This window comes from Methylobacterium endophyticum, from assembly GCF_050591105.1.
GTDB lineage: Bacteria > Pseudomonadota > Alphaproteobacteria > Rhizobiales > Beijerinckiaceae > Methylobacterium.
Map to the genome: position 1 here is coordinate 48,745 of NZ_JBNHES010000007.1, position 24,284 is coordinate 73,028.

The 24,284-nt window shown below is 72.2% G+C and carries 21 protein-coding genes; 7 read left to right on the forward strand and 14 right to left on the reverse strand.

What is annotated here, in order from left to right; all coding sequences use genetic code 11:
* The first annotated feature begins 251 nt into the window (after positions 1-251).
* Entirely contained in the window at positions 252-536 is a 285-nt protein-coding gene (locus ACP56T_RS10075; RefSeq protein ID WP_430912016.1) for a GCG_CRPN prefix-to-repeats domain-containing protein, read from the forward strand.
* A gap of 226 nt (positions 537-762) precedes the next feature.
* Here ACP56T_RS10075 and ACP56T_RS10080 read toward each other — a convergent pair whose 3' ends face one another.
* The 4 genes from ACP56T_RS10080 to pedF all read right to left on the reverse strand — a co-directional run bounded on the left by ACP56T_RS10080 (position 763) and on the right by pedF (position 5,094).
* Positions 763-1,449 (reverse strand): response regulator transcription factor, encoded by a 687-nt coding sequence (locus tag ACP56T_RS10080; protein WP_430912017.1) that lies wholly within the window; start codon positions 1,447-1,449, stop codon positions 763-765.
* 313 nt (positions 1,450-1,762) lie between these two features.
* On the reverse strand, positions 1,763-3,532 hold the full coding sequence (locus ACP56T_RS10085; protein WP_430912018.1) for a PQQ-dependent methanol/ethanol family dehydrogenase: 1,770 nt from the start codon (positions 3,530-3,532) through the stop codon (positions 1,763-1,765).
* Between the two features lie 267 nt (positions 3,533-3,799).
* Positions 3,800-4,666 carry a substrate-binding periplasmic protein gene (locus tag ACP56T_RS10090; protein WP_430912019.1) on the reverse strand — a complete coding sequence of 289 codons (867 nt, stop codon included), beginning with the start codon at positions 4,664-4,666 and terminating at the stop codon, positions 3,800-3,802.
* Between the two features lie 5 nt (positions 4,667-4,671).
* Positions 4,672-5,094 carry a cytochrome c-550 PedF gene (gene pedF, locus ACP56T_RS10095; protein WP_430912020.1) on the reverse strand — a complete coding sequence of 141 codons (423 nt, stop codon included), beginning with the start codon at positions 5,092-5,094 and terminating at the stop codon, positions 4,672-4,674.
* Between the two features lie 379 nt (positions 5,095-5,473).
* Between pedF and ACP56T_RS10100 the strand changes: the two genes are divergently transcribed.
* The 6 genes from ACP56T_RS10100 (at position 5,474) to ACP56T_RS10125 (ending at position 13,342) form a co-directional block, all read left to right on the forward strand.
* A complete protein-coding gene (locus ACP56T_RS10100) occupies positions 5,474-6,640 on the forward strand; it encodes an ABC transporter substrate-binding protein (protein WP_430912116.1) in 1,167 nt (388 codons plus the stop codon).
* Between the two features lie 25 nt (positions 6,641-6,665).
* Positions 6,666-7,694, forward strand: coding sequence for a YVTN family beta-propeller repeat protein (locus ACP56T_RS10105; RefSeq protein ID WP_430912021.1), 1,029 nt, complete (start codon positions 6,666-6,668; stop codon positions 7,692-7,694).
* Positions 7,691-9,775 carry a 4Fe-4S binding protein gene (locus ACP56T_RS10110; RefSeq protein ID WP_430912022.1) on the forward strand — a complete coding sequence of 695 codons (2,085 nt, stop codon included), beginning with the start codon at positions 7,691-7,693 and terminating at the stop codon, positions 9,773-9,775. The genes ACP56T_RS10105 and ACP56T_RS10110 overlap by 4 nt, the downstream gene beginning before the upstream one ends.
* Entirely contained in the window at positions 9,772-10,773 is a 1,002-nt protein-coding gene (locus ACP56T_RS10115; protein WP_430912023.1) for an FAD:protein FMN transferase, read from the forward strand. Before ACP56T_RS10110 ends, ACP56T_RS10115 begins: the two co-directional genes overlap by 4 nt.
* 152 nt (positions 10,774-10,925) lie before the next feature.
* Positions 10,926-12,182 (forward strand): hypothetical protein, encoded by a 1,257-nt coding sequence (locus tag ACP56T_RS10120; protein ID WP_430912024.1) that lies wholly within the window; start codon positions 10,926-10,928, stop codon positions 12,180-12,182.
* Positions 12,179-13,342, forward strand: a complete 1,164-nt coding sequence (locus ACP56T_RS10125; protein ID WP_430912025.1) for a glycosyltransferase — start codon at positions 12,179-12,181, stop codon at positions 13,340-13,342. Before ACP56T_RS10120 ends, ACP56T_RS10125 begins: the two co-directional genes overlap by 4 nt.
* Positions 13,343-13,396: 54 nt before the next feature.
* On the opposite strand, the gene ACP56T_RS10130 is transcribed toward ACP56T_RS10125, so the two are convergent.
* From ACP56T_RS10130 to ACP56T_RS10175, 10 genes are all read right to left on the reverse strand, one after another.
* Complete coding sequence (locus ACP56T_RS10130; RefSeq protein WP_430912026.1) at positions 13,397-13,945, reverse strand: TetR/AcrR family transcriptional regulator; 549 nt, start codon at positions 13,943-13,945, stop codon at positions 13,397-13,399.
* On the reverse strand, positions 13,945-14,418 hold the full coding sequence (locus ACP56T_RS10135) for a nuclear transport factor 2 family protein (RefSeq protein ID WP_430912027.1): 474 nt from the start codon (positions 14,416-14,418) through the stop codon (positions 13,945-13,947). The genes ACP56T_RS10130 and ACP56T_RS10135 overlap by 1 nt, the downstream gene beginning before the upstream one ends.
* Positions 14,419-14,523: 105 nt before the next feature.
* Positions 14,524-14,955 carry a DUF7684 family protein gene (locus ACP56T_RS10140; protein ID WP_430912028.1) on the reverse strand — a complete coding sequence of 144 codons (432 nt, stop codon included), beginning with the start codon at positions 14,953-14,955 and terminating at the stop codon, positions 14,524-14,526.
* Between the two features lie 61 nt (positions 14,956-15,016).
* Entirely contained in the window at positions 15,017-15,694 is a 678-nt protein-coding gene (pgl, locus tag ACP56T_RS10145; protein WP_430912029.1) for a 6-phosphogluconolactonase, read from the reverse strand.
* A gap of 14 nt (positions 15,695-15,708) precedes the next feature.
* Entirely contained in the window at positions 15,709-16,752 is a 1,044-nt protein-coding gene (locus ACP56T_RS10150) for a Gfo/Idh/MocA family protein (RefSeq protein WP_430912030.1), read from the reverse strand.
* Positions 16,753-16,862: 110 nt separating this feature from the next.
* Entirely contained in the window at positions 16,863-17,426 is a 564-nt protein-coding gene (locus ACP56T_RS10155) for a D-sedoheptulose-7-phosphate isomerase (RefSeq protein WP_430912031.1), read from the reverse strand.
* A gap of 198 nt (positions 17,427-17,624) precedes the next feature.
* A complete protein-coding gene (locus tag ACP56T_RS10160) occupies positions 17,625-18,593 on the reverse strand; it encodes a hypothetical protein (RefSeq protein WP_430912032.1) in 969 nt (322 codons plus the stop codon).
* A gap of 10 nt (positions 18,594-18,603) precedes the next feature.
* Positions 18,604-19,851 (reverse strand): hypothetical protein, encoded by a 1,248-nt coding sequence (locus ACP56T_RS10165; RefSeq protein ID WP_430912033.1) that lies wholly within the window; start codon positions 19,849-19,851, stop codon positions 18,604-18,606.
* A gap of 155 nt (positions 19,852-20,006) precedes the next feature.
* Complete coding sequence (locus ACP56T_RS10170; RefSeq protein WP_430912034.1) at positions 20,007-23,702, reverse strand: glycosyltransferase; 3,696 nt, start codon at positions 23,700-23,702, stop codon at positions 20,007-20,009.
* A gap of 52 nt (positions 23,703-23,754) precedes the next feature.
* Positions 23,755-24,240 (reverse strand): DUF4214 domain-containing protein, encoded by a 486-nt coding sequence (locus ACP56T_RS10175; protein ID WP_430912035.1) that lies wholly within the window; start codon positions 24,238-24,240, stop codon positions 23,755-23,757.
* Positions 24,241-24,284: the final 44 nt, after the last annotated feature.

A 24,284-nucleotide genomic window follows, 5' to 3' on the forward strand; every position in this document is an offset into this window, starting at 1 on the left:
GGGCGTCCGGTCGTTGGGCGCGGGGCGGGCGGCGGCGGCGCCCGGTCGGTGGAGGCTCTTGGTGGCAGGCGGGCCGCTGCCGCGCAATCCCGGTGCGTTCGCGCACGCGAGACGGAGGAGCGCCCGTCCCGTCCGCCGCCCCGAGCCGGCGCCGTGGTAACATCCGGCACATCAGTATTCGGCGGCGGGGGCTATCGCTGTCGAGGTCCGGTGACTGCATTCATCCGCCGGAGACCAGAGGAGGTCATCGCATGAACAGCATCAGGTTGCTCGCCATCGCCGCCGTCACGGCCGCCGCCGGCTTCGTCGGCTCGGCCCAGGCCGCGCCCTTCAGCCCGGCCCCGGTGGCGGTCGTCTCGGAGGAAGCCACCGTCGAGCGCGTCGCCGGGGGCTGCGGCTGGGGCTACCACCCGAACCCGTGGGGCATGTGCCGGCCGAACGGCTACGGCCCGCGCTACGGCTATTACGGCCCCCGGCCGTTCTACCGTCCGTCCGTGTACGGCTACGGCTACCGTTGGCACCGCCGGTTCTTCTGATCCGTCCCGGCGCCCCGCATTCGTCGCGGGGCGCCGTCGTTCTTGGGACCCCATCGCCGCTGCGCGGCGACCGTGACGGGAGAACAGCCATGAAGAATCTCAAGCAGAGCTTTTCGGACCTCGACGCCGAGGGCAGGAGCGTGGTCTTCGCCTATGCCATGATCGGGCTCGGCGTCGCCGTCATCGTCGGCGGCCTGATCGCCCAGTAACGTCTTTCGCGCGGCGTTCAGGCGCCGTGCATCCTCTCGAAATCGAGGGGCGCGGTCTCGATGACGATCTGTGTCCGGGAGATGACCTCGAGCTTTCGGAGGATCTCGGAGACATGGGCCTTGACGGTGGAATCGCCGACCTGGAGCTCGTGGGCGATCTGCTTGTTGAGCTTGCCCTGGCGGATCATCATCAGCACGCGCACCTGCTGGGGGGTGAGGCGGGCGACGCGCTCGGCCAGCGGCGCGCGGCGTCCCGGCGTGCCGCGCGCGGCGGGGTCGGGGGAGCGGCCGGGGGCTTCCGCGCCGGCGGCTCCGTCGACGCCCGGCGGCAGGTAGAGGGCGCCGCCGAGCACGGTGGCGATGGCGGTGGTGAGCGTCGCCTTGTCGACGGCCTTGGGCACGAAGCCGGCCGCCCCGTGATGGAGCGCCTCGCGCATGACGCGGGGGTCCTCGTGGCCGGAGACCACCAGCACCGGCAGGCGGGGGAAGCGGGCGCGCAGCGTCAGCAGGCCCTCGAAGCCCGAGACGCCCTGGAGGGCGAGGTCGAGCAGCACGAGGTCGAAGCCCCGCTCCGCCGACAGCAGCGCGCAGGCCGCCTCCAGCCCGCCCGCCTCGTGGAGGGACGCCTCCGGGTAGGCCAGGCGCAGCGCGCTCCCCAGGGCCTCGCGGAACAGCGGATGATCGTCGACGATCAGAAGACGCATGGCCGGGGCGGCCTCGGCCGCCGGCGGGGCGTCGACCCTGGACTGGACGTCAGGCGCGGCAGCCGACATCGATTCGACCTCTCCCTCGGCGTCTGGCCGACCCCGTCGCGGCAGGCGCGCGACAGGCTCGGTTCCCGCATCCGAACGGCTGTTGAGGGGGCCGCGCGGGGTGCGGGAACCTCGCTTGCACGGATCGGAGGCCGCCGCGAGCACGGCGGGCCGCCGGATCCGGAAGTTTGCCCTTCGGCGCACGGGCCGGAGCGGGGCTCCGGTTTCCGCGCGCCGCCGGTTTCTCAACGGGAGGCGAGGCCCCTCAGCGGGAAGCGAGGCTCTTGGGCAGCTTGAAGGCCCAGAAGCTGCCGCCCTGGTTGATGCCGGCGGTGGTCTTCGCCACCTCGCCGCCCCAGAGCGGAACCGCGCCGCCCCAGCCGGCCGCGACGCCGACCCACTGCTCGCCGTCCTGCTCCCAGGTGATCGGGGAGGCGACGACGCCGGTGCCGACCTGGAACTTCCAGACTTCCTCGCCGGTCTTGGCGTCGAAGGCCTTCAGGAAGCCCTCGGGGGTCCCCGTGAACACGAGGTTGCCGCCGGTGGTGAGCACGCCGGCCCAGAGGGGAGCCTTGTTCTTGTACTCCCACACGATCTTGCCGGTGGCGGGATCGACGGCCTTGAGAGAGCCGATATGGTCTTCGAAGACCGGCTTGATGGTGAAGCCGGCGCCGAGATAGGCGGCCCCCTTCTTGTACGAGACCGGCTCGTTCCAGATGTCCATGCCCCACTCGTTCGAGGGGACGTAGAACAGCTTCGTGTCGGGGCTGTAGCCGATGGGCATCCAGTTCTTGCCGCCGAGGAAGCCCGGCACCGCGAACACGCTCTTGCCCTTCTTGCCGTCCTCGCCCTTCGTCGGGTCGCCGGGACGGTTGGCGTCGTCGTAGATCGGACGGCCGTTCTCGTCGATGCCCTTGGCCCAGTTGATCTTGCTCACGAACGGCGAGGCCGAGATGAACTTCCCGTTCGTCCGGTCGAGGACGTAGAAGAAGCCGTTGCGGTCGGCGGTGGCGCCGGCCTTGATGGTCTTCCCGCCCTTGTCGAGCTCGAACGGCACGAACTCGTTCACGCCGTCGAAGTCCCAGCCGTCATGCGGCGTGGTCTGGAAGCCCCAGACGATCTCGCCGTTCTCGGGGTTGAGCGCGATGCGCGAGGCCGACCACTTGTTGTCGCCGGGGCGCAGGTGCGAGTTCCACGGGCCGGGGTTGCCGGTGCCGAAGAATATCAGGTTGGTGTCCGGGTCGTAGGTGCCGCCGAGCCAGGTGGCGCCGCCGCCGAACTTCCACATGTCGCCGGGCCAGGTCTCGTTGACCTTGCCGGTCATGGTCGAGGGCTTGCCGTTGAGCTCGCCCATATGGCCTTCGATGACCGGACGCTTCCAGACGATCTCGCCGGTCTCGGCGTCGCGGGCCTCGACGCGGCCGACGATGCCGAACTCGCCGCCGGACACGCCGGTGATGACCTTGCCCTTCACGATCAGGGGCGCGGCGGTGTAGCTGTAGCCGGCCTTGAAGTCGTCGATGTCCTTCTTCCACTTGACCTTGCCGGTCTTCTGGTCGAGCGCGACGAGCTTGGCGTCGAGCGTGCCGAAGATCACCAGATCCTTGTAGAGCGCGGCGCCGCGGTTCACGACGTCGCAGCAGGGCAGGATGCCCTCGGGCAGGCGGGCATCGTATTCCCAGATCTTCTCGCCGGTGCGCGAGTTGACCGCGTAGATGCGCGAATACGAGCCGGTGACGTAGATCACGCCGTCCTTGATGAGCGCCTGGCTCTCCTGGCCGCGCTGCTTCTCGCCGCCGAACGAGAACGAATAGGCCGGCACGAGGCCCTTGATGGTGTCCTTGTTGAGCGCCTTCAGGGGCGAATAGCGCTGCGCCTGCGGCCCGAGGCCGTAGCTGACGACGTCGCCGGTGGTCTTGGCGTCGTTCAGGATGTCCTGATCGGTGACCTCGGCATGCGCCGGTAGCGCCGTGGCGAGCCCGACGAGGAGGGCAGCCGCCCCCGCGGCGCCCAGGAAGCGATCTCTGACTCTCACGGCATATCCTCCGACTTGATTATGCGGCGCCGGTTTCTCCGGTGCCGTCAGGGCCCGCGTCTCCGTTCGGGGACCGCCCATCGCCGGCAGCTTAGAGGAGACGCGCGGCGTCCATTATTGGCCTTTAGTATGATCTTATGATAATAAGCGTTTGGAAAGGGCGGCTTTCATCGAAGCGAACGCAAGACGCGCCGGAATGCTGTGCATGTCCGGCGTCGATGACTTGCGGATTCTTGCGCCCGGCCCCCTGGGGCCGCCGCCGTCGCGTCAGTAACCTTCGGGCGGGGCGTATCCCACCCCGTAGCCGCCGCAAATCGCCTTCAGCCTGCCGTCTCCCGCCATGGCCGTGACGATCTCGCCCACGGCATAGGCGAGGTCGCGGGAATCGCTGCGCACGGCGCCGCCGAGCGCCCAATGCGTCTTGACGAGGCCCGGCACCGCCACCTCGACCACCGGGTTCTCCTCCGGCGAGGCGCCTGCCGCCCGCAGCGACGCCTCGATGCCGGCTCGGGTGCCGGCCAGGATCGGCGCCTCGCCCGCGAGATAGGCCTGCGCGGCGGCGTCGAAATCCTTGAAATGCTTGAGCCCGTTGCGATAGCGGCCGCCCTCGGCGGTCAGCAGCAGGGTGTCGGAGGCGCTGGCGCCTTCCACCGCGACCGGGTGGCCCTCGATGTCGCGGATCGCGTCGAAGCCCTCCAGCTTGCCCTTGCGGTAGGCGAAGGCGAGGCGCTGCTCGAAATAGGGGGTGGTGAGGAAGATCTGCTCGTTGCGGTTGGCGAGCATGCGGTCGTTGGGGACGTGCAGCATCAGGTCGGCCAGGGCCGAGCCGGCGAGATCGCCCTTCCAGAGGTTCAGGCGGAAATCGCCGTCGACGTTCTCGCCCGCGTCCACGAGGCGCAGGTCGAGGCGCACGCCGAGCTTGTCCGCCACGGCCTTCGCGAGATCGACGTCGATGCCGTGGGGCTTGCCCGCCTTCTCGAAGGAGAACGGCGCGTTGTCGGCGTAGAGCGCCACCCGCAGCACGCCCTCCGCCTTGACCTGATCGAGGGGGCGCGCCTCTCCCGGCGCCACGGGGCCGAGGAGCCCCGCCGCGACGACAAGACCGATGCCGAGCCGGCGAAGCACGGGGGGCACCGGGGCTATTCCTCGTGCTTGGATTCGAGGTAGCTGCGGATCGACCACAGCGCTTCCTGCGAGATGATGCCGTCGAAGACCGGCATCTTGGTGACGCCGTTGATGACGGCGCCGTGGCGCATGCGCTCGATGAAGATCTCGTCGCCTTCCTTTCCGGTGGGAAGGTAGCGCAGGTCCGGCGCGAGGCCGCCCGAGATCATCTGGAGGCCGTGGCAGCGGGCGCAGTTCTGGGCATAGCCGGAGGTGCCGATCTCGATGGCCCTGGCATTGCCGAGATAGGGGTTCTTGTCCTTCCACTCGGTCCCGAGGGAGTCGAGGCCGGTGGTGTCGACGGGCTGGGGCTGGACGTCGCCGTGGCCGAGCACGGTCCCGCAGGACATGGCGAGACCGAGCAGCAGACCACCGACGCGAACGGGCAACTTCACCATCGACTCTTGTCCTCCCTGGCCGGCGGCTCTTCTCGGCTTGCCCGCGAAGGGGGCGCCAAAGCTCGCCGATCGTTGTCGATGCGCGGGTCCTCGGACATCATCCGACCGGAAGCGCGCAGTTTGATTGCGTCCACGGTAGCAAGCGGGTCCGGCCAAACCCATTGTGCTTTGGTACCCCCTCGATCCTGGGTTGCGGGGGCTCCGCTCCCGGCGGCCGAGTGGACCTTGGTCCAATATCGAGGCCCGGCCCGGCCGGGCTACCGTTCCGCAAAACGGAAAGCATCGGGTGGAAACAGGATCGGCGCAGAGGCGCGGCCATGTGGGCTGCGTAGGGACGTGGTGTCGCCGGTGCGGCGCCGGTCTTGTCGCGCGCCGGACCCTGGCTCTCGCGGCGCTGGCCCTGGCGCTCCTCGCGCAGGCCGCTCCCGCCGCGCCGGCTCCGGTATCGATCCACTACATCGAGCGGCGCGTCGAGCGTCCGAGCCCGCTGAACAACGAGGACCCGATCCCGGCGGACGAGGGCCTGCGCGGGGCGGAGCTCGGCATTGCCGATTCCAACGCCGCCGGCCGCTTCGTCGGGCTGTCCTTCGCGCTCAAGACCACCGTGGTGGAGCCGGACGCGGACCTGCGCGCCGCCTTCGCCGCCATCGCCAAGGCGGAGGCGCCGCGCTTCGTCCTCGTCAACGCGCCGGCCGAGGACGTGCTGGCGCTCACCGATTCCGAGGAGGGCAAGGGCGTCGTCTTCCTCAATGTCGGCGCCCCCGATACGCGCCTGCGCGACGGCGACTGCCGGGCCGGGCTGCTGCACGTCCTGCCGTCCCGCGACATGCTCACCGACGCGCTGGTCGAGCTTCTCGTGTTCAAGCGCTGGACCCGCATCCTGCTGCTCTCTGGGCCCAACCCCGGCGACGCGCTCTACGCGGAGGCGCTCAGGCGCAGTGCCAAAAAATTCGGGGCGCGGATCGTCGCCGAATCGCGCTTCGACGCGCGCGGCGCGGACCTGCGCGATTCGGCGCTGCGCGAGTTCGCCACGGTCACGCGAGGCCCCGAGCACGACGTGGTGGCGGTGGCCGACGAGCTCGGCGAGTTCGGCGGAAACCTCGTCTACAACACCGCCTCGCCCCGTCCCGTGGTCGGCACGCAGGGGCTGACCCCTGCGGCCTGGGGCCGTCCGGTGGAAGCCTGGGCGGCGGTGCAGCTCCAGAACAGGTTCAAGAAGCTCGCCGGCCGGGCGATGGGAAGCGTCGACTATGCCGGCTGGTTCGCCGCCCATGCGGTCGCCGAGGCGGCGATCCAGCTCAAATCCGCCGATCCGGCCGCCATTCGCGCCCTGCTGCTGGGCCCTCGCTTCGAGGTCGGCGGCTTCAAGGGCCGTCTCCTCAGCTTCCGGTCCTGGAATGGGCAGCTGCGCCAGCCGGTCTTCGTGCTCTGGCCCGGAAACGTGGTCGCCGCCGCCCCCGTCGAGGGGTTCCTGCACAAGCGCACCGACCTCGACACCCTCGGCCTCGATCAGCCCGAGAGCGCCTGCCGGGCCATGAACGAGTGAGGACGGGCGGGTGAGGAGGAATGCCATGAGCCGACTGCGCGCGCCGCTCGCCCGCCTCGCCCTCGCGGCCCTCGGCGCGGCGGCTTTCGGGGCGCAGGCGCTCGCCCACGAGGTCTTCGTCTCGAACGAGCGCGACAACACCGTCTCGGTGATCGACACCGGCACCTGGGAGGTGACGCGCACCTTCCCCGTGGGCCGGCGCCCGCGCGGCCTCGTCTTCTCCAAGGACGGCAGCCGCCTCTTCCTCTGCGCCAGCGATTCCGACGCGGTGCAGGTGATCGATCCCGCCACCGGCAAGGTGCTGCACAACCTGCCCTCCGGCGAGGACCCCGAGCAGTTCGCGCTCGCCCCCGACGGCCGGACCCTCTTCATCGCCAACGAGAACAACGCCACCACCACGGTGGTCGACGCCGAGACCCGCAAGGTGCTCGCCCAGATCGATGTCGGCATCGAGCCCGAGGGCATGGCGGTGAGCCCGGACGGCAAGACCGCCGTCACCACCTCCGAGACCACCAACATGGTTCACTGGATCGACGCCGCGACCCTGAAGGCCGTCGACGCCACGCCGGTGGGCCAGCGTCCGCGCCACGCCGAGTTCAGCGCCGACGGCAAGCTGCTCTGGGCCTCCTCCGAGATCGGCGGCACCGTGGCGGTCATCGACGTCGCCACGCGGCAGGTGCTGAACACCGTCGAATTCGCCATCAAGGGCGTCGCCGGGGACCGCATCCAGCCGGTGGGCATCGCTCTCGGCGCGGATGGCCGCTTCGCCTTCGTGGCGCTCGGCCCCTCCGATCGGGTCGCGGTGGTCGATACCAAGACCTATCAGGTGGTGAACTACATCCTCGTCGGCCGCCGGGTCTGGCATCTGGCGCTGACCCCGGAGGGCGACCGGCTGCTCACCACCAACGGCGTCTCCGGCGACGTCACCGTGATCGACGTCGCCAGCCAGAAGGCGGTCAAGAGCATCAAGGTCGGCCGCTATCCCTGGGGCGCCGCCGTACGGCCGGAGGGCGCGGCGCGCGTGCCGGACAAGTCGGCCGGGGCGGCTCCGTGACGATCTGGCTGCGGATCCTCGCCTTCGCCGGCTGCCTTCTCGCCACCCCGGCCCTCGCCGGCCTCCTCGACCGCGCCGGCATGGAGAAGCACTTCCCGCCCCCCCTCGTCGTCGGCGAGAAGGACCCCGCGCTGCCGATCTGGCCGATCCTGAAGCAGCAGGCCGGCTCCTACGAGGTCTTCGCCTACGCCTTCGAATCCGTCGATTTCGCCCCGATTCCGGGCTTCGGCGGCACCCCGCCCGACATCCTGGTGGCGCTGGCGCCGGACGGCACCTTCCGCGACGCGCGCGTGCTCTCGCATCACGAGCCGGTCTTCCTGGAGGGCCTGGGCGAGGCGCCGCTCTTCGCCTTCGTCGAGCAATATGTCGGGCTCTCGGCCAAGCGCTCGATCCGGGTGGGCCGCCCCAACGCCCGCGCCGGCGGGGCGCCCCCCCAGACGGTGGTCGACGGCGTCTCCATGGCCACCGCCTCCACGCGGGTCATCAACGAATCGATCCTCGCCGCATCGCTCGCCGTCGCCCGCAGGAAGCTCGGGTTCGGAGCCTCGAATGCCGGGCTCAAGGTCGAGGCGCGCCAGGACGGGTTCACGCCGCTCTCCGTGGCGGAACTGGAGGAGCGCGGCTGGCTCAAGCGCTTCCGGCTCACCAACGCCCAGGCCGAGGCGGGGTTCGCCGGCACCAGCGTCGCCGGACAGTCGGAGGGGCCGCCGGACGCGGTGCTGGCCGATCTCGCCATCGCTTATCTCAACGTGCCCTCCATCGGGCGCAACCTCATCGGCGAGGCGGCCCATGGCAGGCTGATGCGCGAGCTCGGCCCCGGCGACCACGCCGTGCTGGTGGTCAGCTCCGGCCCCTGGAACCCGCTCGGCGAGGATTTCGTCCTCGGCTCCATCCCCGACGGGATCGCGGTGACGCAGAACGGCCTCTCGGTCACCGCCCGCGACATGGCCATCGAGCGGCGCGGCCTCGGCGCGCCCGGCCTGCCCGAGGGGCCCTGGACCATCCTCAAGATCGTGCAGGAGGCCGGCTTCGACCCCTCCGCCCCCTGGAACCTGTCAGTGCGCATGACCCGCGAGCGCGGCCAGATCTTTCCCGAGAAGGTCTCCCACGAGTTCGGCACGGGCTACGCGCTGCCCGCGGACCTGTTCATCCGCGAGAAGCCGGACGAGGGGCCGAGCTGGATCGATTCCTGGCGCGCGCGCGGGGTCGAACTCGGCGTCATCGCCGCCGCCTTCGGGTTGTTGGTTCCGGTGCTGGTGCGCCAGCGCGGATTGGTCGCCGACACCAAGCGATTCACGCCCTTCCGCCTCGCCTTCCTCGCCTTCACCCTTCTCTTCATCGGCTGGTACGCGCAGGCGCAGCTCTCCATCGTGACCCTGATCGGGCTGGTGCGGGCGGCCGTCACCACGCACGATCTCGGCTTCCTGCTCTACGATCCGCCCTCGCTCCTGATCTGGGCCTTTGCCCTGGCGAGCCTCGTCGTCTGGGGGCGGGGCACCTTCTGCGGCTGGCTCTGCCCCTTCGGCGCCCTTCAGGAGTTCGTCGCGCTGCTGGCCCGGCCGCTCGGCATCCGCCAGGTCGCCGTGGGCCCGCGCCTCGACCGGGCGCTGCGGACGCTCAAATACGGCGTGCTCGCCGCGATCCTGATCGCCGCCGCCTTCGCCTCGCCGCTCGCCGACAGCGTCGCCGAGGTCGAGCCGTTCAAGACCGCGATCACGCTGTATTTTGTGCGCAGCCTGCCCTTCGTGCTCTACGCGGCCGCGCTCCTGGCGCTCAACCTCTTCGTCTACAAGGGGTTCTGCCGCTATCTCTGCCCGCTCGGCGCGAGCCTCGCCCTCCTCGGCCGGGTGCGCCTGTTCGACTGGATCCCGCGTCGGGCCGAATGCGGAAGCCCCTGCCAGCTCTGCAAGGTGCGCTGCCGCTACGGCGCCATCGCGCCCTCCGGCAAGGTCGACTACGCCGAATGCTTCCAGTGCATGGACTGCGTCACCATCGTCCACGATCCGCGCCAATGCGTGCCGCAGGTGCTGGCCGCCAAGCGCGGGCGCCGCGTCCCCCTCCAGCCCCTGGCCGCCGAATGACCGGCAACGAACCCCGCGTCCGGCTGCGGCCGGCCCCCGAACGCCGCCGGGTGCTGCTCGGCGCGCTGGGCTCGCTGGCGGGCCTCGCGGCGGCGCCGGGCGTCTTTCGGACGATGGCGGCCGAGCATGGGCTCGTCGCGCGCACCCGCGCCGGGCTCGCCTTCGGCACCACGGTCTCGCTGACGCTCGCCGCCTCCGACGCGGATGCCGTCGAGGCCGCCTTCCGCGACGCCTTCTCGGCGATCCGCGCCGTGGAGGCCGCCGCCAGCCTGTTCCGGCCCGACAGCGCCCTCGCGCGGCTCAACCGCGACGGCGTGCTCGCCGATCCCGATCCCCTACTGGTGAGCCAGCTCCGCTTCGCCCTCGATCTTGCGCGCAAGAGCGATGGCGCCTTCGACCCCACCGTGCAGCCCCTGTGGACGCTCTGGGCCTCGGCCTCCACCGAAGGGCGCCGCCCGGACGCGGCCGAACTCGCCGCGACGCTCCGGCTGGTGGACTGGCGCGCCGTTTCGCTCAGCGACGACAGGATCGCCTTCGCCCGGCCCGGCATGGGCGTGACCCTGAACGGGCTCGTCCAGGGCTTCGCGGCGGACCGGGTGATGGCGGCGCTCGAGGCGCGCGGCATCGCCCATGCCTTCGTCGATACCGGCGAGTTCGGCGCGCGCGGCCGCCACGCCGACGGCACGCCCTGGCGGCTCGGCATCGCCGAGCCCCGGCCGCCGCACGCGCTCGCCGCCGTCATCGACCCGTTCACCGGCTTCGCTTCGACCTCGGGGGACGACGCGACATCCTTTTCCGCCGACCGCAAGGACCACCACATCTTCGATCCGGAGACCGGCTTCTCGCCGCCCGCCCTCTCCTGCGTGACCGTGACGGCCGGCAGCGGCCTCCTGGCCGACGGCCTCTCCACAGCAGCATTCGTCCTTGGCCCCGTGGCAGGCGCCGCCCTGGTCGCCGCCTATCCGGGCGCGCAGGCGCGCTTCACCGCCAAGGTCTGAGCGCACCCGCGCCGTCTCCGGCGTTGGTGGTGGCGTAACCCTTCGGCTGCTACCACCGGGACGCGCCCCGGCGGCACGGGGCGGGAAAGCGCCATGGTCCGATCGGTCCCGCATCGACGTTCCCGCCGCGCGCCGGCTCGTGGCGCGCGCGGATGAGCGCGCGCGTCCCGCCGGCCCTTGTGCTGAGCCTGCCCGTGCGCCTGTCCGGCTACGGTGCCATGGCGCTGCCGGCCGCAAGCTTCCGCCCCGATCAGGTGCTGTTCGGCGGCGATGCGCAGGCGGCGGTGCTGATCCGCCTGCTGGAAGCCGCGCGGGTGCCGGCGGTGTTCGTGCCCGCGCCGGAGATCTTCCACGACGCGGCGACCTTCGCCGCCATCGAGCGCCTGCTGCCCGATTCCTGGCGGGCGGGGGACGCGCCCCTGCGCCATCTCCGCCTCGGCCCGCTGAAAGATTGCCGGCTCCTGAAATTCTCCGAGAACGCGCATCTCCTCGCGGAAGCCGCGCGCCGGCCCGAGGTCGCGGTCAGCGGCAACCCCTTCGCCGGCCGGCGGGCGGTGCCGGCCGCCCTGCGGCGCATCCTGCGCTACGGGACGCAGGACAGGTTCGCCCGCCTCGACGGCACGCGGCCCGCCCATGTCGACCTGCCGGCCGATCTCGCGGTGGCGGATGCTGCCGCCTGGAGCGGCCCGGCCGGGCCCGATCCCGCCCGCGCGATCGCCGGGGAGATCACCCGCGACAGTCTCCACATCGAATCCTTCGCCGGCTATCGACGGGCGCGCTCGGTGCCGCCCGAGCCCTCGACCGCCCCCGTCAGGCTGTGTCCGAGCCTGGCGCTGCCGTTCAACTGCGCCGATCCGGGCAGTGCCGTGCCGGAGATCGTGTTCAACTTCGCCCGCTTCCCCGGCCCGGCGGAATCGGGCATCGCGCTGACGCTCCTGCCCTACAACACCTGCGACGGCGAGCCCCGGCTGGAGCGGCTCGTCAACCGCGCCGCGATGATGCTGGAGCGCCGCGAGGGCGCGGTGGCGGAGGACCGGCTCTTCGTCGCCCATCTGCGCCGGCCGCTGTCCGCCGCCCTGCTGCGCCACCTCTTCCCCGCCGCGATCCTCGACGGGGGCGACCCGGAATGCGCCTGGGTCGCGGCGCGGCTGGAGGCGCTCGGGCTGCCGGCGGTGGTCCACGGGCCGGCGGAGGAGCCAGAGGACGGCCTGCCCGTCGTCGGGCGCCGCTTCGAGCGCTTCGAGGATGCCCAGAGCCCACGCCTGATCGAGACCGACCGGCCCTCGCGCATCCGCTGCATGGAATTGCTCGCCGAGGTCCATGCCCTCGGGGCGCGCGCCGCTCGGGCGCCGGCCCCGGCTCCCCCGCGCCCCATCGATCTCGGCCCGTTCCTCGGAGGGGAGGCATGAGCGCGGCCGACCCCATCGCCACCTTGCGCGAGAAACTCGATGCGGCCGACGCGCGGCTCTATTGCGATATCACGCCGCTGCTGCCCGAGTTCTGGACCGGCATTCCCGTGGTGGCCGCAGCGCTCGCCGAGCGCTTCCTGGCGCATCTGCCCGAGCGCGTGACCTTCTTCCACGACGACACCCTGATCGAGCACGAGGATGTCGGCGAGGCGCTGGAGCGGCGCACCGGCGCCTTCCTCTCGCACGAGATGCACCGCCGCTCGCGGCCCTTCCGGGCGCTGGACCTCTATGCGCGCAGCGGGCCGAACATCGGCTTCTACCCGAGCGCGAAACGCGAGCCCGGCATGTTCGACCGCGAGGTCAGCATCGTCCACGACATCTCGACGCTGGTCACGCCCGAGTACCATGCCGCCAAGAACATCCGCTACCATCTCGAATATCTCCACGACGAGATCGCCAGCAACGACCTGACCGTCTGCGTGTCGGACGCGACGCTGGAGGACGTGGTCCATTATTTCGGCACCGATCCGTCGCGCCTCGTGCAGATGAACAACGCCGTGTCCTGGCCGGAGGATCACGCCCTGCGCTTTGCCGCCGAGATGGGGGGACACGCGGTCGAGCCCTTCGTGCTGGTGCTCGGCACCCGCGAGCCGCGCAAGAACCACCAGCTCATCTTCGACATGCTGGCGCGCGAGCCGGGCATCCTCGACCATTACCGCTTCGTCTTCGTCGGCGGCGCGGGCTGGCTGGAGGACAGGGTCTCGGTGCCGGAGGCGGTGCGCAAGGGGTTCGAGAGCGGCCGCATCCTGCATGCGGGCTTCATCGACGAGTACACCAAGTACAAGCTGCTGCGATCCTGTGCCTTCTCGATCTATGCTTCGCTGTTCGAGGGGTTCGGGCTGCCGGTACTGGAGAGCCTGTCGGTGGGCCGTCCCTGCCTCTCCTCGTGCAGTTCGAGCCTGCCCGAGGCCGGGCGCGACGCGGCGCTCTATTTCGATCCGCTCTCGGTGGCCGATCTCCATGCCCGCATCGTGGAGATGCACCACATGGCGCCGCAGGAGCGGGCGGCGCTGTCGCGGCGCTGCCTCGCGGCGGCGCAAAGCTTCTCCTGGGACGCCTCGTTCCGGGTGCTGTGCGCGGCGCTGGCGCGGCTGGTGTGAGCCACGGCCGCATCGTCTTCACGCGAACGAGTCTCCACCTCGCTCGATGATGTTTCAACCTGCGATCCGCGCTTCCAGCCGCCGCAGGGTGCGCCCGAAGACCTCGGGATCGTCCAGCGCCCGCGCCGTCACCAGGCCGCCCTGGATGCCGGAGACGACCTCCTCCGCGCGATCGCGCGCGTCCGCCGGGTCTCGGCCGGCGCGTTCGAGGGCCGAGGCGAGCGCGTCCCTCCAGGCGGCGAAATAGCCGTCGATGCGAGACGCGAAGCGGTCGCGCACCTCGCCGAGCGCGAAGACGCCGACGAGGCAGACCCTCCGGCCGGAGCGAAAGTAAGTGTCGGTGGCGGAGAACATCGCGGCGATGGCGGCGAGCGGGTCGGGATCCTCCCGCAGGGGCCGGTACATGGTCGTCTCGAACCATGCCTCGATCTCGTCGAGGACGGCCGCCGCCATCTCCTCCTTGCCGCGGGGGAAGAGGTTGTAGAGGCTGCCCTTGCCGAGCCCGGTGCGGGCGGTGATGAGCGCGAGGCTCGCCCCCTCGAAACCGTGCTCGCGAAACACCTCCCCGAGCAGCCCCAGCAGCTCCGCGCGTGTCCTCGCCATCAGAGTCCGAGTTCGGTCAGCCCCGGATGGTCGGCGGGGCGCGGCGAGCCGAGGTCCCAGTGGAACTTGCGCTCCGATTCGGCGATGGCGATGTCGTTGATGCTGGCGTGCCGCACCCGCATGTGGCCGCTCTCCGAGAATTCCCAGTTCTCGTTGCCGTAGGCGCGGAACCACTGCCCGGCCCCGTCGCGGTACTCGTAGGCGAAGCGCACGGCGATGCGGGTCTCCGTGAAGGCCCAGATCTCCTTGATGAGCCGGTATTCGTGCTCGCGCTCCCACTTGCGGGTGAGGAAGCCGACCACCTCCTCGCGGCCGTTCAGGAACTCCGAGCGGTTCCGCCAGCGCGTGTCGGGGGTGTAGGCCAGCGAGACCTTTTCGGGGTTGCGCCCGTTCCAGGCATCCTCGGCGGCGCGGACCTTCCTGACGGCGGTCTCGTAGGTGAAGGGCGGCAGCGGGGGACGGGAATCGGTCATGCGGAGACTCCGGCGGGGTTCTGTACCGATCGGTACAAAGCCCGGCATGAGCCGTCAAGCCCTGTCATACGACCGCACTCATGGCGACCAGCGTGAAGCCAATCGCTACCGTGCGGCAGCCGCCCGGTACGCATCCCGAAATTCGGTCTCGCGGTCGTGATGCGTGATGTGGACGATGAGCGTGTGGGTGAGCCCGACGCTCGGGTGATGGGCATGGTTGGCAGCGAAACGGAACACCTCCGCGAGGGTGTCTTCCTCGTGCCACGTCGTCATGACCGCCTGGCCTGTCGGCACCTCGCCATAGCCGAAAGCGGCGAGGTTGGCGTGGTCGACACTGTCATCCCATTCGCTGCATCGGTCGCCCCAAGCCAGCATGTAGAGGCATCCGCTCCGGACGAGCCATTCGCTGACCCGGTCGCGCCAGCCATCCGTGACCGCCTCATCGATCACGACGACGGCGCGGTAAGCACCCGCATCCAGAATGGGAAGCGGTTGCCCTGGCGAGAGCCCGATGTAGGTTAGTCCATCCATATCCATGGATCGGCGCTCATCCGAAGGTCGCGGACCCAGGTTCTTCCATCGCGGACCGACGTGCGGATCACGGGCACACGTAGAGCCGCACCCTCTCGCCCGCCACGCGCAGGAGCCGGGTGATGGGGGTGCGCGCCGGGTCGGCCTCCGGCGCCATGGCGGCGGCGAGCGCCGCGTTCTTCTGCGGGCCGTTCACGACGAGGACGATCTCGCCGCAATCCCGGATCGCCGGGATGCCGAAGGTGATGCGGGCATGCTTGTGGGGCGCCGTCTCGGGAAGGGCCGCCACGAAGGCGTCGCCCATGATCTCCGGCCGGTCCGGGAAGAGCGAGGCCACATGCGCGTCGGTGCCGATGCCGAGATAGGCCACCGCCGGCGGCCAGGGCAGGGCGCGGATCCGCGTCTCGTACGCCGCCACGGCCGCATCGAGCGGCAGGGCGGCGTCGATGCCGTGATAGGCGATCGGGCCGGCGGCTCCGGCGAGGGCCTTGCGCGCCGTGCCCTCGTTGGAATCGGGATGCTCCGGCGGCACCACGCGCTCGTCGCTGGAGACCACCGCGATCCGGCTCCAGTCGAGCCCGGCGCGCGCCACCAGCGGCAGCACGCGACCCGGCACCTGCCCGCCCGAGACCATGAAGGTCACGGCCTCCCGCTCGGCCAGCGCCGCCCGGAGCGCGGCGACGATCCGCGCGGCGCAGGCCGCCACCGCCGCGTCGAGGGAGGCGAGGGTCTCGACGACGACCATGCGCGCCGGTCCGCTCAGGCCTGCCCGACCCGGCGCAGCTCGCTGTAGAGCACCTTCCCCAGGGCGTGCTCGTTCTCGTAGATGCGGTCGATCAGGGTCATCACCTCGAGCGCCTGCTCCGAGGTGCCGAGCTTCACCGGCAGGCCGAGGCTGACGGCGTCCATGAAGTGCTCGGCCTCCTTGTCCCAGGAGGTGTCGACCTCGTAGGTCAGCTTCTCCTCGTCGGCCCAGCTCGCGGCCGGCGCCACGGAGCGGTTCTTGGCGATGGTGAGAACCTCCTCGCCATAGGTGCCCGACGAGGTTTTCAGCCCGTTGAGCACGAGATAGCCGCGCTCGGTGAAGACCTCCAGCGAAAACAGGTGCCGCCACTGCGTCATGGTCGAGTGGAAGGACACCTCCATGCCGGTCCTGGTGTCGCGCATGATGGCGAAGACGTTGTCCTCGATGCCGGGGATGTTCCAGTAATGGCTCGAGACGAAGGCGTTGACCTGATCGAAGGTCGTGCCGCCGATATACTGGAACAGGTCCAGCATGTGGATGCCCTGGTCCATCAGGATGCCGCCGCCGGCCATGGAACGGTCGGCCCGCCAGGTCTTCAGGTAGTCGGCATCCACGCTCTTGCCGTAGCGCCCGCGCATCCACAGCACCCGGCCATAGGCGCCGCTGTCGATGATGCGCTTGAGCTTGTCGACGCCGGCATGGTGGCGGTGGTTGAAGCCGTACATCAGCACCCGGCCGGATTCGGCCTCCGCCGCCATGATCTCGCGCACCTCGGCCGCGTTGAAGGCCGGCGGCTTCTCGCAGAAGACGTGCTTGCCGGCCTTGAGCGCCGCGATGGTGGTCGGCCGGTTGAGGTGGTTCGGCATGCACACGACCGCGATGTCGACCTCCGGATCGTTTACGATCGCCTCGATGCTCGGGGCGACGCGGTACTCCGTGTCGGTGGGCGTCTCGATGTCGTAGACGACCGTGACCTCGGCGCGGCCGTCCTTGCGCAGGGCCTCCGCGCGGATGCGGCCCATCTTGCCGAAACCGATGATCCCGACCCGGTGTGCCATGCTGCCCTCGTGACGATCTTTGTCGTGTGTGCCCGTTCGGGCCCCGCGCGACCGGCGCGGCAAGAACCGCGCCCGGTCTTCCCTTGTCCGGCGGATGCCGGCCGCGAATGTCAGCTCACGCTGTACTCGGCCTTGCCGACGAGCATGTCGACCACCGTGGTCAGCCAGATCATGTGCGTGCATTCGACGATGTTGTAGGCCTTGCTGTCGCACCAGAAGGCGATGTCCGACGCGGCCTTGAGCGGATTGTCGGCATTGGCGCCGGTGAAGCTGACCACCGTGATGCCGCGCTCGCGCGCGGTCCCGGCGGCGTTCACGGCGTTCTGCGAGCGGCCCGAGACCGAGATCAGCACCAGCGCGTCGCCGGCATCGCCATGGTGCTCCACGGCCTTGGCCATGAAGTTCTCGAAGCCGAAATCGTTGGAATAGGCGGTGATCAGGTTCGGCTCGTTGAAGTCGACGCCGCGCACCTTGGCCTGCTTGGTGAAATCCACCGCCCCGTGGGAGGCGATCGAGGCGCTCGCCCCGTTGCCGGCGAACATGAGCTTGCGCCCGTCCGCCCGGACCTTCACGGCCACGTCGTGGAACTGCCGCAACGCCTCGCGGATGCCGGGATCGAAGATCGCGGCCCGGTAGCGCGCATAGTAGTCGTCGAGCCAGCTATTCCATTCCACCACATGATCCCCCGTTTCAGGACCGGCCTCCGGCAGACCCTCCGGGCCGGCCGAAATGGTCGCGACTAAAGGCCGCGACGATCTTCCAGGCTGTCCTGTCTCTGCATTGGCGGAAAACAGCACGACACTCCCCGTCCGCGCAAGTCGCTGCAATGCGGGAAATCGCGATACCCTTAAGGATGGCGCGCGTTCCGCCGCTCAAAGGTCGATGGACAGCGCCTCGACCGCCGCGAGCGCGATGGACAGCACGCGGTAATCGGCCTCGCCGCGGTTGGTCGGCGAATCCGACAGGGCGGCGTCGATGTCGAGGCGCATCACCTGCGGCGGGCCGGGATCGCCGGGGACGGGCCGTGCGACGAGGACGACGCCCTCGCGCCCCTGCGTGATCGCCACGCTTGCCCAGGCGCCCTTGTCGAGGGAGACCTTCACCAGGGGCAGCGCCTCGCGCACGAAGACGCCGTAGAGGTGAAGGCGCACCTCGAGCGGGGCTTCGATGCGCGGCAGGTAGAGGGTGGCGCGGGGCTCCGGCCCGATCCAGCGGAAGCTGCGGCCCTGCGGCGAGAGCTCAGCCTCGTAGAAACCCTTGTGGACCAGCGAATCGTCGCAGCTCGCGATCACCCGCCGGGGCAGGGCCGGCTTGGGCGGCGGCGGGGGAGCCGGCGGCGTCGGCGCGGGCGCGGCGACGGGGGCGGATCTCGGAGCCGGGGCCGGGTCGGGAGGCGCGGGATCGGCCTTGCGGGCGGCCGGGGGCTTGCGCGCGGGCCTCGCCGCCGGCGGCGCGAAATCGACCTCGGGTTCCAGGTTCGCCTGTCCCTGCTGCAAGGTGATGACCTGGGCCTCGATGCCGGCGAGGCGGTCGAGCAGCCAGACCAGCGTGTCCGGGTTCGCCGTGCCGTCGAGGCTCTTGCGGTATCCGGCCAGCACCCGGCGCCTCAGCGTCTCGTGCTTGAGGCTGCCGGCATGGGAGAGGTCGCCGAGGCGCATGCGCCGGGCGAGCGCCTCGGTCAGCGCGACGGAGAGAAGCTCCGCGCCCGGCAGAGCGTCCGCGTCCTTCGCCTGCACGACCTTGGCGTCGGCCCCCTTCGCTTCCGTCTGCTTGGCCTCCGCCTGCTTGGCCGACGCCTTGTCGCCGCCTTTGCCCGCGATCTTCTCTGAGGTCTTGGCCATCGTTGTCAGCTCATGCTCCTGCGCGGCCGTTGGCGGCGTGCCGGAAGGTCGCGTCGAGGAGCCGCAGGCCGGCCCCGGCGCCTCCCGTCCCGGCCGGCCGCACGGTGATCTCGACGTCGACGAGCTCGGGCGTCGCGGCGAGCGAGAGCGTGCCGGAGGCGGGCGTCCCCGGCGGCACGGTCTCCGACAGCTCCGCGACCTCGCGCCGGCTCAGGCTTTCCCGGATCCGCATGCGCAGGTGCACCGGGTCCGCCGCGCCCTCCAGGGCGGCGGCGCGGTACTCGAACCGCGTGCGGCTGCCGAGCGACAGGCAGGGCACCACGAGCGCCACGCCCTCGCCGCCCTCCGCCGCGGGGGTGAGGGCGACGGCCGAGCGGTCCTGACGGTCGAGCCCGATGGCGCAGCCGGTCAGCGGGCGGCCCTCCCAGGCGGCGAGGCATTCGGTCAGCCGCAGGGGCTGGCGGCGCATGGCGCCCTCGCGGTCGAGGGGGTAGCCGGCCGCCTCCATGGCCTCGCCGCAGAGCTCGGAGAAGACCTCCTTCTCGGCATAGGACCAGGACACGTCGGCGAGCGTCGGCCCGCGCGCCCCGCCGAAGACCCCCGAGCGCCCGAGCCGGCGCATCCGCACCGCCGACACGAACCGGGTGCGGGCCTCCTCGCTCCAGCCGAGGAAGGCGCCGAGCTCCGCCGCGACGGCATCGGGGGAGGCGGAGAGCCGCCCCTGCTCGACCTCCAGGGCGCGGCGGCCGAGGGAGCCCTTCATGGCGGCCCAGGCCTCGGCATCCTCGATCCAGGCGAGGCAGTGGGCGGCGAAATCCACCTCGGGCAGCACGCGCATCCGGCTCTGCACGAAGTCGATGCCGTTGCGGCGCACATGCACGCAGCGCGCGGAGGGGATGGCGGCGGCGGCCACCGGCAGGGCGTGCAGGGCCGGCACGCCGGGCAGCAGGTTGGCCGCCCGCAGCACGTAGCCGTCGCGCGCCGGCAGGCGGTCGAGGAAGTCCTTGAGCACGGTCTTGCGCAGCCAGGGCTCGGCCTCCTGCACGGGGCCGGGCGCGAGCGCCGCCTCGAACGGCGCGAGCGCCGCCTCGTAGCCGCGCAGGGCCGCTGTCAGGGTCCAGAGCAGACCGAAGGTGGGGCCGGCCTCGACCGCCTCGTAACCGGCGGCGGCCGCGATGCCGGCCGACACGGCGGCCGTTCCGGCGCGCGCGGCGCCCGCCACGATGACGACCGGCAGGCCGTCGTTGAGCACAGTCATCGGGCTTCCCGGCTGCGGATACGGCCCCGGCCCGCCCGAAAGAGCGTCCGGCCGTCTCCACTCCCCTGTTGCAAATCCTCCTAGCCGGTCCCGCCTGTCATCGGAAGACGGGCCGCGCGCCGAATTCTCGCGCCGGCCAATAGGGGCGGGGTTTTCTACAGGGCTATCCTGCCGTTTTCCGCCGCCGGCGGACGGGCGATGGCGGCGGCGACCGCCTCCGCCGTCAGGCCGGGGGCTGCGTCGGCCTCGCCCTCCGCCCCCGCCATCGCCAGGACGGGGATGCCGGCGGTCCGGGCCGTGGCGATCAGCCCCGGCGTGTCCCCGTCCCAGCCCGCGACCACGAGCGCGCGGCAGCGCGGCAGCCATGCCTCCGGCGCCGCTGGCAGGAAGACCGCCGCCCGGCCCGTCCGGTAGCGGCGGGCCGCCAGCCGGTCGGGCACGATCACGTCGAGGTCGAGCCCGGCCCCGCCCAGTGCGTCGAGCAGCCCGCGCGGACCGAGCACGCCCTGGGCGTCGGCGAGCGCGACGGCGCCGCGCGCCTCGTCGAGGCCGGCGCGCTGGTCGGCGATCTGGATCGGCGACCAGGGGTCCGGCCGGCCGCCGTCCGGCGCGGCCTCCACGACGGGCCATCCCGTCGCGGCGAGGGCGGCGCGCGCCGCCGAAGCGGCGGCCCCCTGGGGTGCCGTGAAAAGGAGCAGCGCCTGCGACGGCCCCTGTCGTCCGAGGCTCGCGACGGCGGCCGCCCAGGCGGCGGTGGCGGCGGGATCGGCCGGCCCGCCTTTCGCCGCCTCCCGGTGGAGGCCGGGCGCGCGGGCGCGCAGCAGGTCGCCAGCGTCCAGGGCGAGCGGCAGGTGGCGCTGCCAGCCGGCGGCCGAGCCCTCCGCGCTCGCCGCAGCCGCCGAGATCGCCGCCAGCGGCCGGTCGTCCTCGCCCCCGATCCCGTCGAGCCGGCCTTCGAGCAGGCGCGGGCGCGGGCCGCCCTGGAGCGGCAACGTCACATCGAAGGCGTCCTCGAGGGCGATCGGCGGATACGCGACGCCTCCGCCCCCGCCGAGCTGGCGCGAGGACAGGCGCAGGACCAGGGGCGCCTCTGTCGTGCCCGACACGCGCAGGGCGCGGGCGCGGGCCGGCAGCAGCAGCGCGAAGGCGGCGCCGATCCGCCAGCCGGGCCCGTCCGGGGCGTCCGCCGGCTCCAGCCCGGCGACGGCCAGCGGCGCCGGATGGTTGAGGAAGCGGGCGCCCGCCTCGACGAGGCGGATCCGGGCGGCGGCATCCGCCCCCGCCGACCCGCCGGGGCCCACCGCGACGATGCGGTCGATGCGGGCCGAGGCGGGGGCGGGGCCCGAGAGCGGTGCCACGACGTCGATGCGCTCCGCCCCCGTGCCGAGCCGGTCTATGGCGGCGAGCAGCGCCCGCAGGCCCTCCTCGGTGTCGAGGGCGAGATCGGTGGCGACAACCAGCCCGGCGGAGGTGGGAAGCCGGCGCGGCCGGGCCATCAGCGCGGCGATCTCGGCCCGGTAGGGCAACGTCAGCCGGTCCCAGGAGAGGTGCGACTGCGCGAAGGCGCGCGCGCGGGCGCCGGCCTGCCGCCTGCCCTCCCGGTCGGCGAGCACGGCCTCGACGGCGCGCGCGAAGCCGGAGCGCGGGACGACATGGCCGAGCCCCTGCCGCGCCAGGGGCAGGCCGCGCCCGCCGAAGGGGGTCGCCAGCACCGGCAGGCCGTGGGCGAGGTAGTCGGCCAGCTTGAGGTTGGCGCCGCCGCCGCTCTCGACGGGGTTGAGGGCGAGCGCCCAGCCGTGGAGGGCCTCGGTCTTGTCCCGTGGCGGCAGCGGTCCGCACAGGCGGACGTTCGGCGGCAGCGGGCCGTCGAGCGCCGCGCAGACCTCGCCGACGATCTCGAAGACGACGCCCGGCAGGCGCGGGGCGATCTCGGCGGCGAGGAAGGCGGCGGCCTCCCGGTTCGGACCGTGGGCCGAGCCGAGGAAGCCCGCCACGGGCGGTCCCTCGGGCTCGACCTCGGCCGCCGGAACCGCCTTCGCGCCGTGCGGGACGAGGAGCGTGCGGGCGCCGAGCCTCTGGAAGACCGCGGCGTCGTCCTCGGCGCAGGCCACCACCAGCGCCGCCTCCGCGACGAGGCGCCGCTCCACGCCCTCCGCGATCCCCGCCGCGAGGGCGCCGGCGGCATGGCGCCCGCCGAGCCCGCGCTTGAGGGCTCCCTCGACGTTGTGGGAGGCGTAGACGACCGGAAGCTCCGGCCGCGCACGGGTCAGGAGGTCTAGGAGCGGGGCCATGTAGCCGTGCTCGAGGATCGCGGCGCCGGCATCGCGCGCGAGGTCCGCCGCGACGGCCGCGACCGGCCCGTTCCGCGCGACGAACAGCGCCGCGACGACATCCTCCGAGGGCACCTCCCAGACGGTGGCGAGGTCGCGCTCGAAGGCGCGGTGCGGGGCCGATTTCGGCAGGCCGAGGGCGACGACGTTCTCGGCGATCCGGCGGATGGAGGGGCGCGGGGCGAAGCCGAGAAGCACCACGTCCGCGTCGAGCCGCGACAGGGTCTCGCGGATGCGCACGGCGCCGCCGGTCTCCCGGCCGGCGACCGGGTAGTCGTTGAGGGCGAGCACCCGACGCTGGGCGGTGGGTGCGTGCGGGCCGAAACGGCCCTCGGCCGCCTCCGCGAGCAGGCGGCCGACCCCCTCCGCGATGCGCGGCCAAGCCAGCAGCTCCAGGGCGCCCATGGCGTTGGCGCTGACGAGGGCGGCGCGCATCGGATCGGCGAGCACCTCCCGGATACCGTCGACGAAGCCCGGTCCGCGCTCGCGCAGCAGCGCGTGCTGGCCGTCCCTCAGGTTCAGGCCGCGCACCCCGAAGGGCGTCGAGACGAGGGGGATGCCGGCGGCCACCGCCTCCAGCGCCTTCAGGCTGGTGCCGGAACCCGAGTCCACGGGGTTGAGGAAGGCGGCGGCGTCCGCCAGCAGGCCGGCCTTCTCCGTCTCGTCGAGGAGGCCGATCCGGTGCAGGTTCTCCGGCGGATCCTCGGGCAGGGCGTCGCCCGCCGCGCCGCCGATCACGATGTCCGCCTGCGGCAGCTCGGGGGCGATCCCCGCGAGGTAGCGCGCCGCCTCGACATTCGGCGGATGCGCCGAGCCGACGAAGAGCAGCGCCGGCCGCCGCCCCCGCGACGGGCCGAGCCCGCGCCGCGCCGCGACGGAGCGCGCCGCCTCCGGGTCGAAGCCGTTGGGGGCCTCGGCGAGGCGGTGCGGCTCGACCCCGTAGAGGATGCGCATCCGGTCGAGATCCTCGACCGAGGGGGCGAGCACCAGGGCGGCGCGGCGCGCCAGCCGCCGCTCCAGCCGCCAGACCCGGAGCCACGCCTCGGCCGCCCCCTCGCCCTCGCCGCCGGTCATGTCGCCGATCAGGCTCGCCTCGTGGTTGTGGGCGGAATAGACCTCCCTCACCCCGTCCCCGTCGCCGAACAGGGGCTCCGAAAACGGGGATTCGTGGACGACGAGGCTCGCCTTGCCGGCGGCGGCGCGGGCGAGCCGGCGCAGCGGCCAGTCGGGATCGGCGGCGGCCAGCGCGAAGGCGAGGCCCGCGACGTCCCCGGCGACGCCCGAGCGGCCGAGCGCGGCGGCGGCCCGGCTCCAGGTCGCGTCCTTCGGCACCCGCATCTCGCGGAAGCCCTCGGCATGCTCGACCTCCGCGAAGGCGGCATTGCCGTCGGTCGCCGAGATCAGCGTCACCGACCAGCCCTTGGCGAGCGCCCGGTAGAGATGCCCGAGCCGCATCTCCCCGCCGGACCGGGCCGGCCAGAAGGCGGGGAAGTAGCTGAGGACGAGGAGCGAGCGGGTCATGCGGGCTCACGGTGGCGGCGGCCACGATCCGAAGCGGGCCCCGGCTCCGGCGTCAAGCGTCGGGGCCGGCTGCCGCGGCGAGGAAGACGAAGTCGAGCCCGCGCGCCTTCCCCTCGTCGGAGCGGGCGAGCGCCTCGAGCAGCCCGCGCCGGCTCAGGCGCCCGGCCCCCACCGCCTCGACATAGCCGGCCGCCCCCTCGGCATCCGCCGCCCGGCCGAGCACCGCCTCGTAGGCGCGCCCGACGAAGGCCGCCGGCGCGAGGTCGGGGCCGAGGACGGTGCGCAGGCGGTACTGCGCCCTGGCCGGCGCGGAGGACGGCCTGGCATAGGCGCGCAGCTCCGAGGGCCGGGCGGGATCGGGAACGGCGCGCTGCGCCTTCGCGAGGGAGGCCGCGTCGAGGAAGGGCGGCCGCGCCGCTCCGGCGGGGCCTGCGTCGAGCCTCGCCGCCAGCAGGCCGGCCACCGCCTCGCGCAGGTCCCAGCGCGCCTTCGCCACGAACGGCGCGAAGGCCGCCGGCCGATCCTCGGGTCCGTCCATGGTCCGAGGGCTATCGCCGCCCCTCGGCGATGGCAAGGCTCGGC

Excerpts from the sequence above, each read along its gene's own strand:
- ACP56T_RS10160 (WP_430912032.1), bottom strand. The coding sequence starts at position 18,593 with ATGGCCAAGACCTCAGAGAAGATCGCGGGCAAAGGCGGCGACAAGGCG.
- ACP56T_RS10080 (WP_430912017.1), bottom strand. The coding sequence starts at position 1,449 with ATGCGTCTTCTGATCGTCGACGATCATCCGCTGTTCCGCGAGGCCCTG.
- ACP56T_RS10170 (WP_430912034.1), bottom strand. The coding sequence starts at position 23,702 with ATGACCCGCTCGCTCCTCGTCCTCAGCTACTTCCCCGCCTTCTGGCCG.
- ACP56T_RS10140 (WP_430912028.1), bottom strand. The coding sequence starts at position 14,955 with ATGGATATGGATGGACTAACCTACATCGGGCTCTCGCCAGGGCAACCG.
- pedF (WP_430912020.1), bottom strand. The coding sequence starts at position 5,094 with ATGGTGAAGTTGCCCGTTCGCGTCGGTGGTCTGCTGCTCGGTCTCGCC.
- ACP56T_RS10150 (WP_430912030.1), bottom strand. The coding sequence starts at position 16,752 with ATGGCACACCGGGTCGGGATCATCGGTTTCGGCAAGATGGGCCGCATC.
- ACP56T_RS10165 (WP_430912033.1), bottom strand. The coding sequence starts at position 19,851 with ATGACTGTGCTCAACGACGGCCTGCCGGTCGTCATCGTGGCGGGCGCC.
- ACP56T_RS10175 (WP_430912035.1), bottom strand. The coding sequence starts at position 24,240 with ATGGACGGACCCGAGGATCGGCCGGCGGCCTTCGCGCCGTTCGTGGCG.
- ACP56T_RS10130 (WP_430912026.1), bottom strand. The coding sequence starts at position 13,945 with ATGGCGAGGACACGCGCGGAGCTGCTGGGGCTGCTCGGGGAGGTGTTT.
- ACP56T_RS10125 (WP_430912025.1), top strand. The coding sequence starts at position 12,179 with ATGAGCGCGGCCGACCCCATCGCCACCTTGCGCGAGAAACTCGATGCG.
- ACP56T_RS10115 (WP_430912023.1), top strand. The coding sequence starts at position 9,772 with ATGACCGGCAACGAACCCCGCGTCCGGCTGCGGCCGGCCCCCGAACGC.
- ACP56T_RS10135 (WP_430912027.1), bottom strand. The coding sequence starts at position 14,418 with ATGACCGATTCCCGTCCCCCGCTGCCGCCCTTCACCTACGAGACCGCC.
- ACP56T_RS10075 (WP_430912016.1), top strand. The coding sequence starts at position 252 with ATGAACAGCATCAGGTTGCTCGCCATCGCCGCCGTCACGGCCGCCGCC.
- pgl (WP_430912029.1), bottom strand. The coding sequence starts at position 15,694 with ATGGTCGTCGTCGAGACCCTCGCCTCCCTCGACGCGGCGGTGGCGGCC.
- ACP56T_RS10105 (WP_430912021.1), top strand. The coding sequence starts at position 6,666 with ATGAGCCGACTGCGCGCGCCGCTCGCCCGCCTCGCCCTCGCGGCCCTC.
- ACP56T_RS10120 (WP_430912024.1), top strand. The coding sequence starts at position 10,926 with ATGAGCGCGCGCGTCCCGCCGGCCCTTGTGCTGAGCCTGCCCGTGCGC.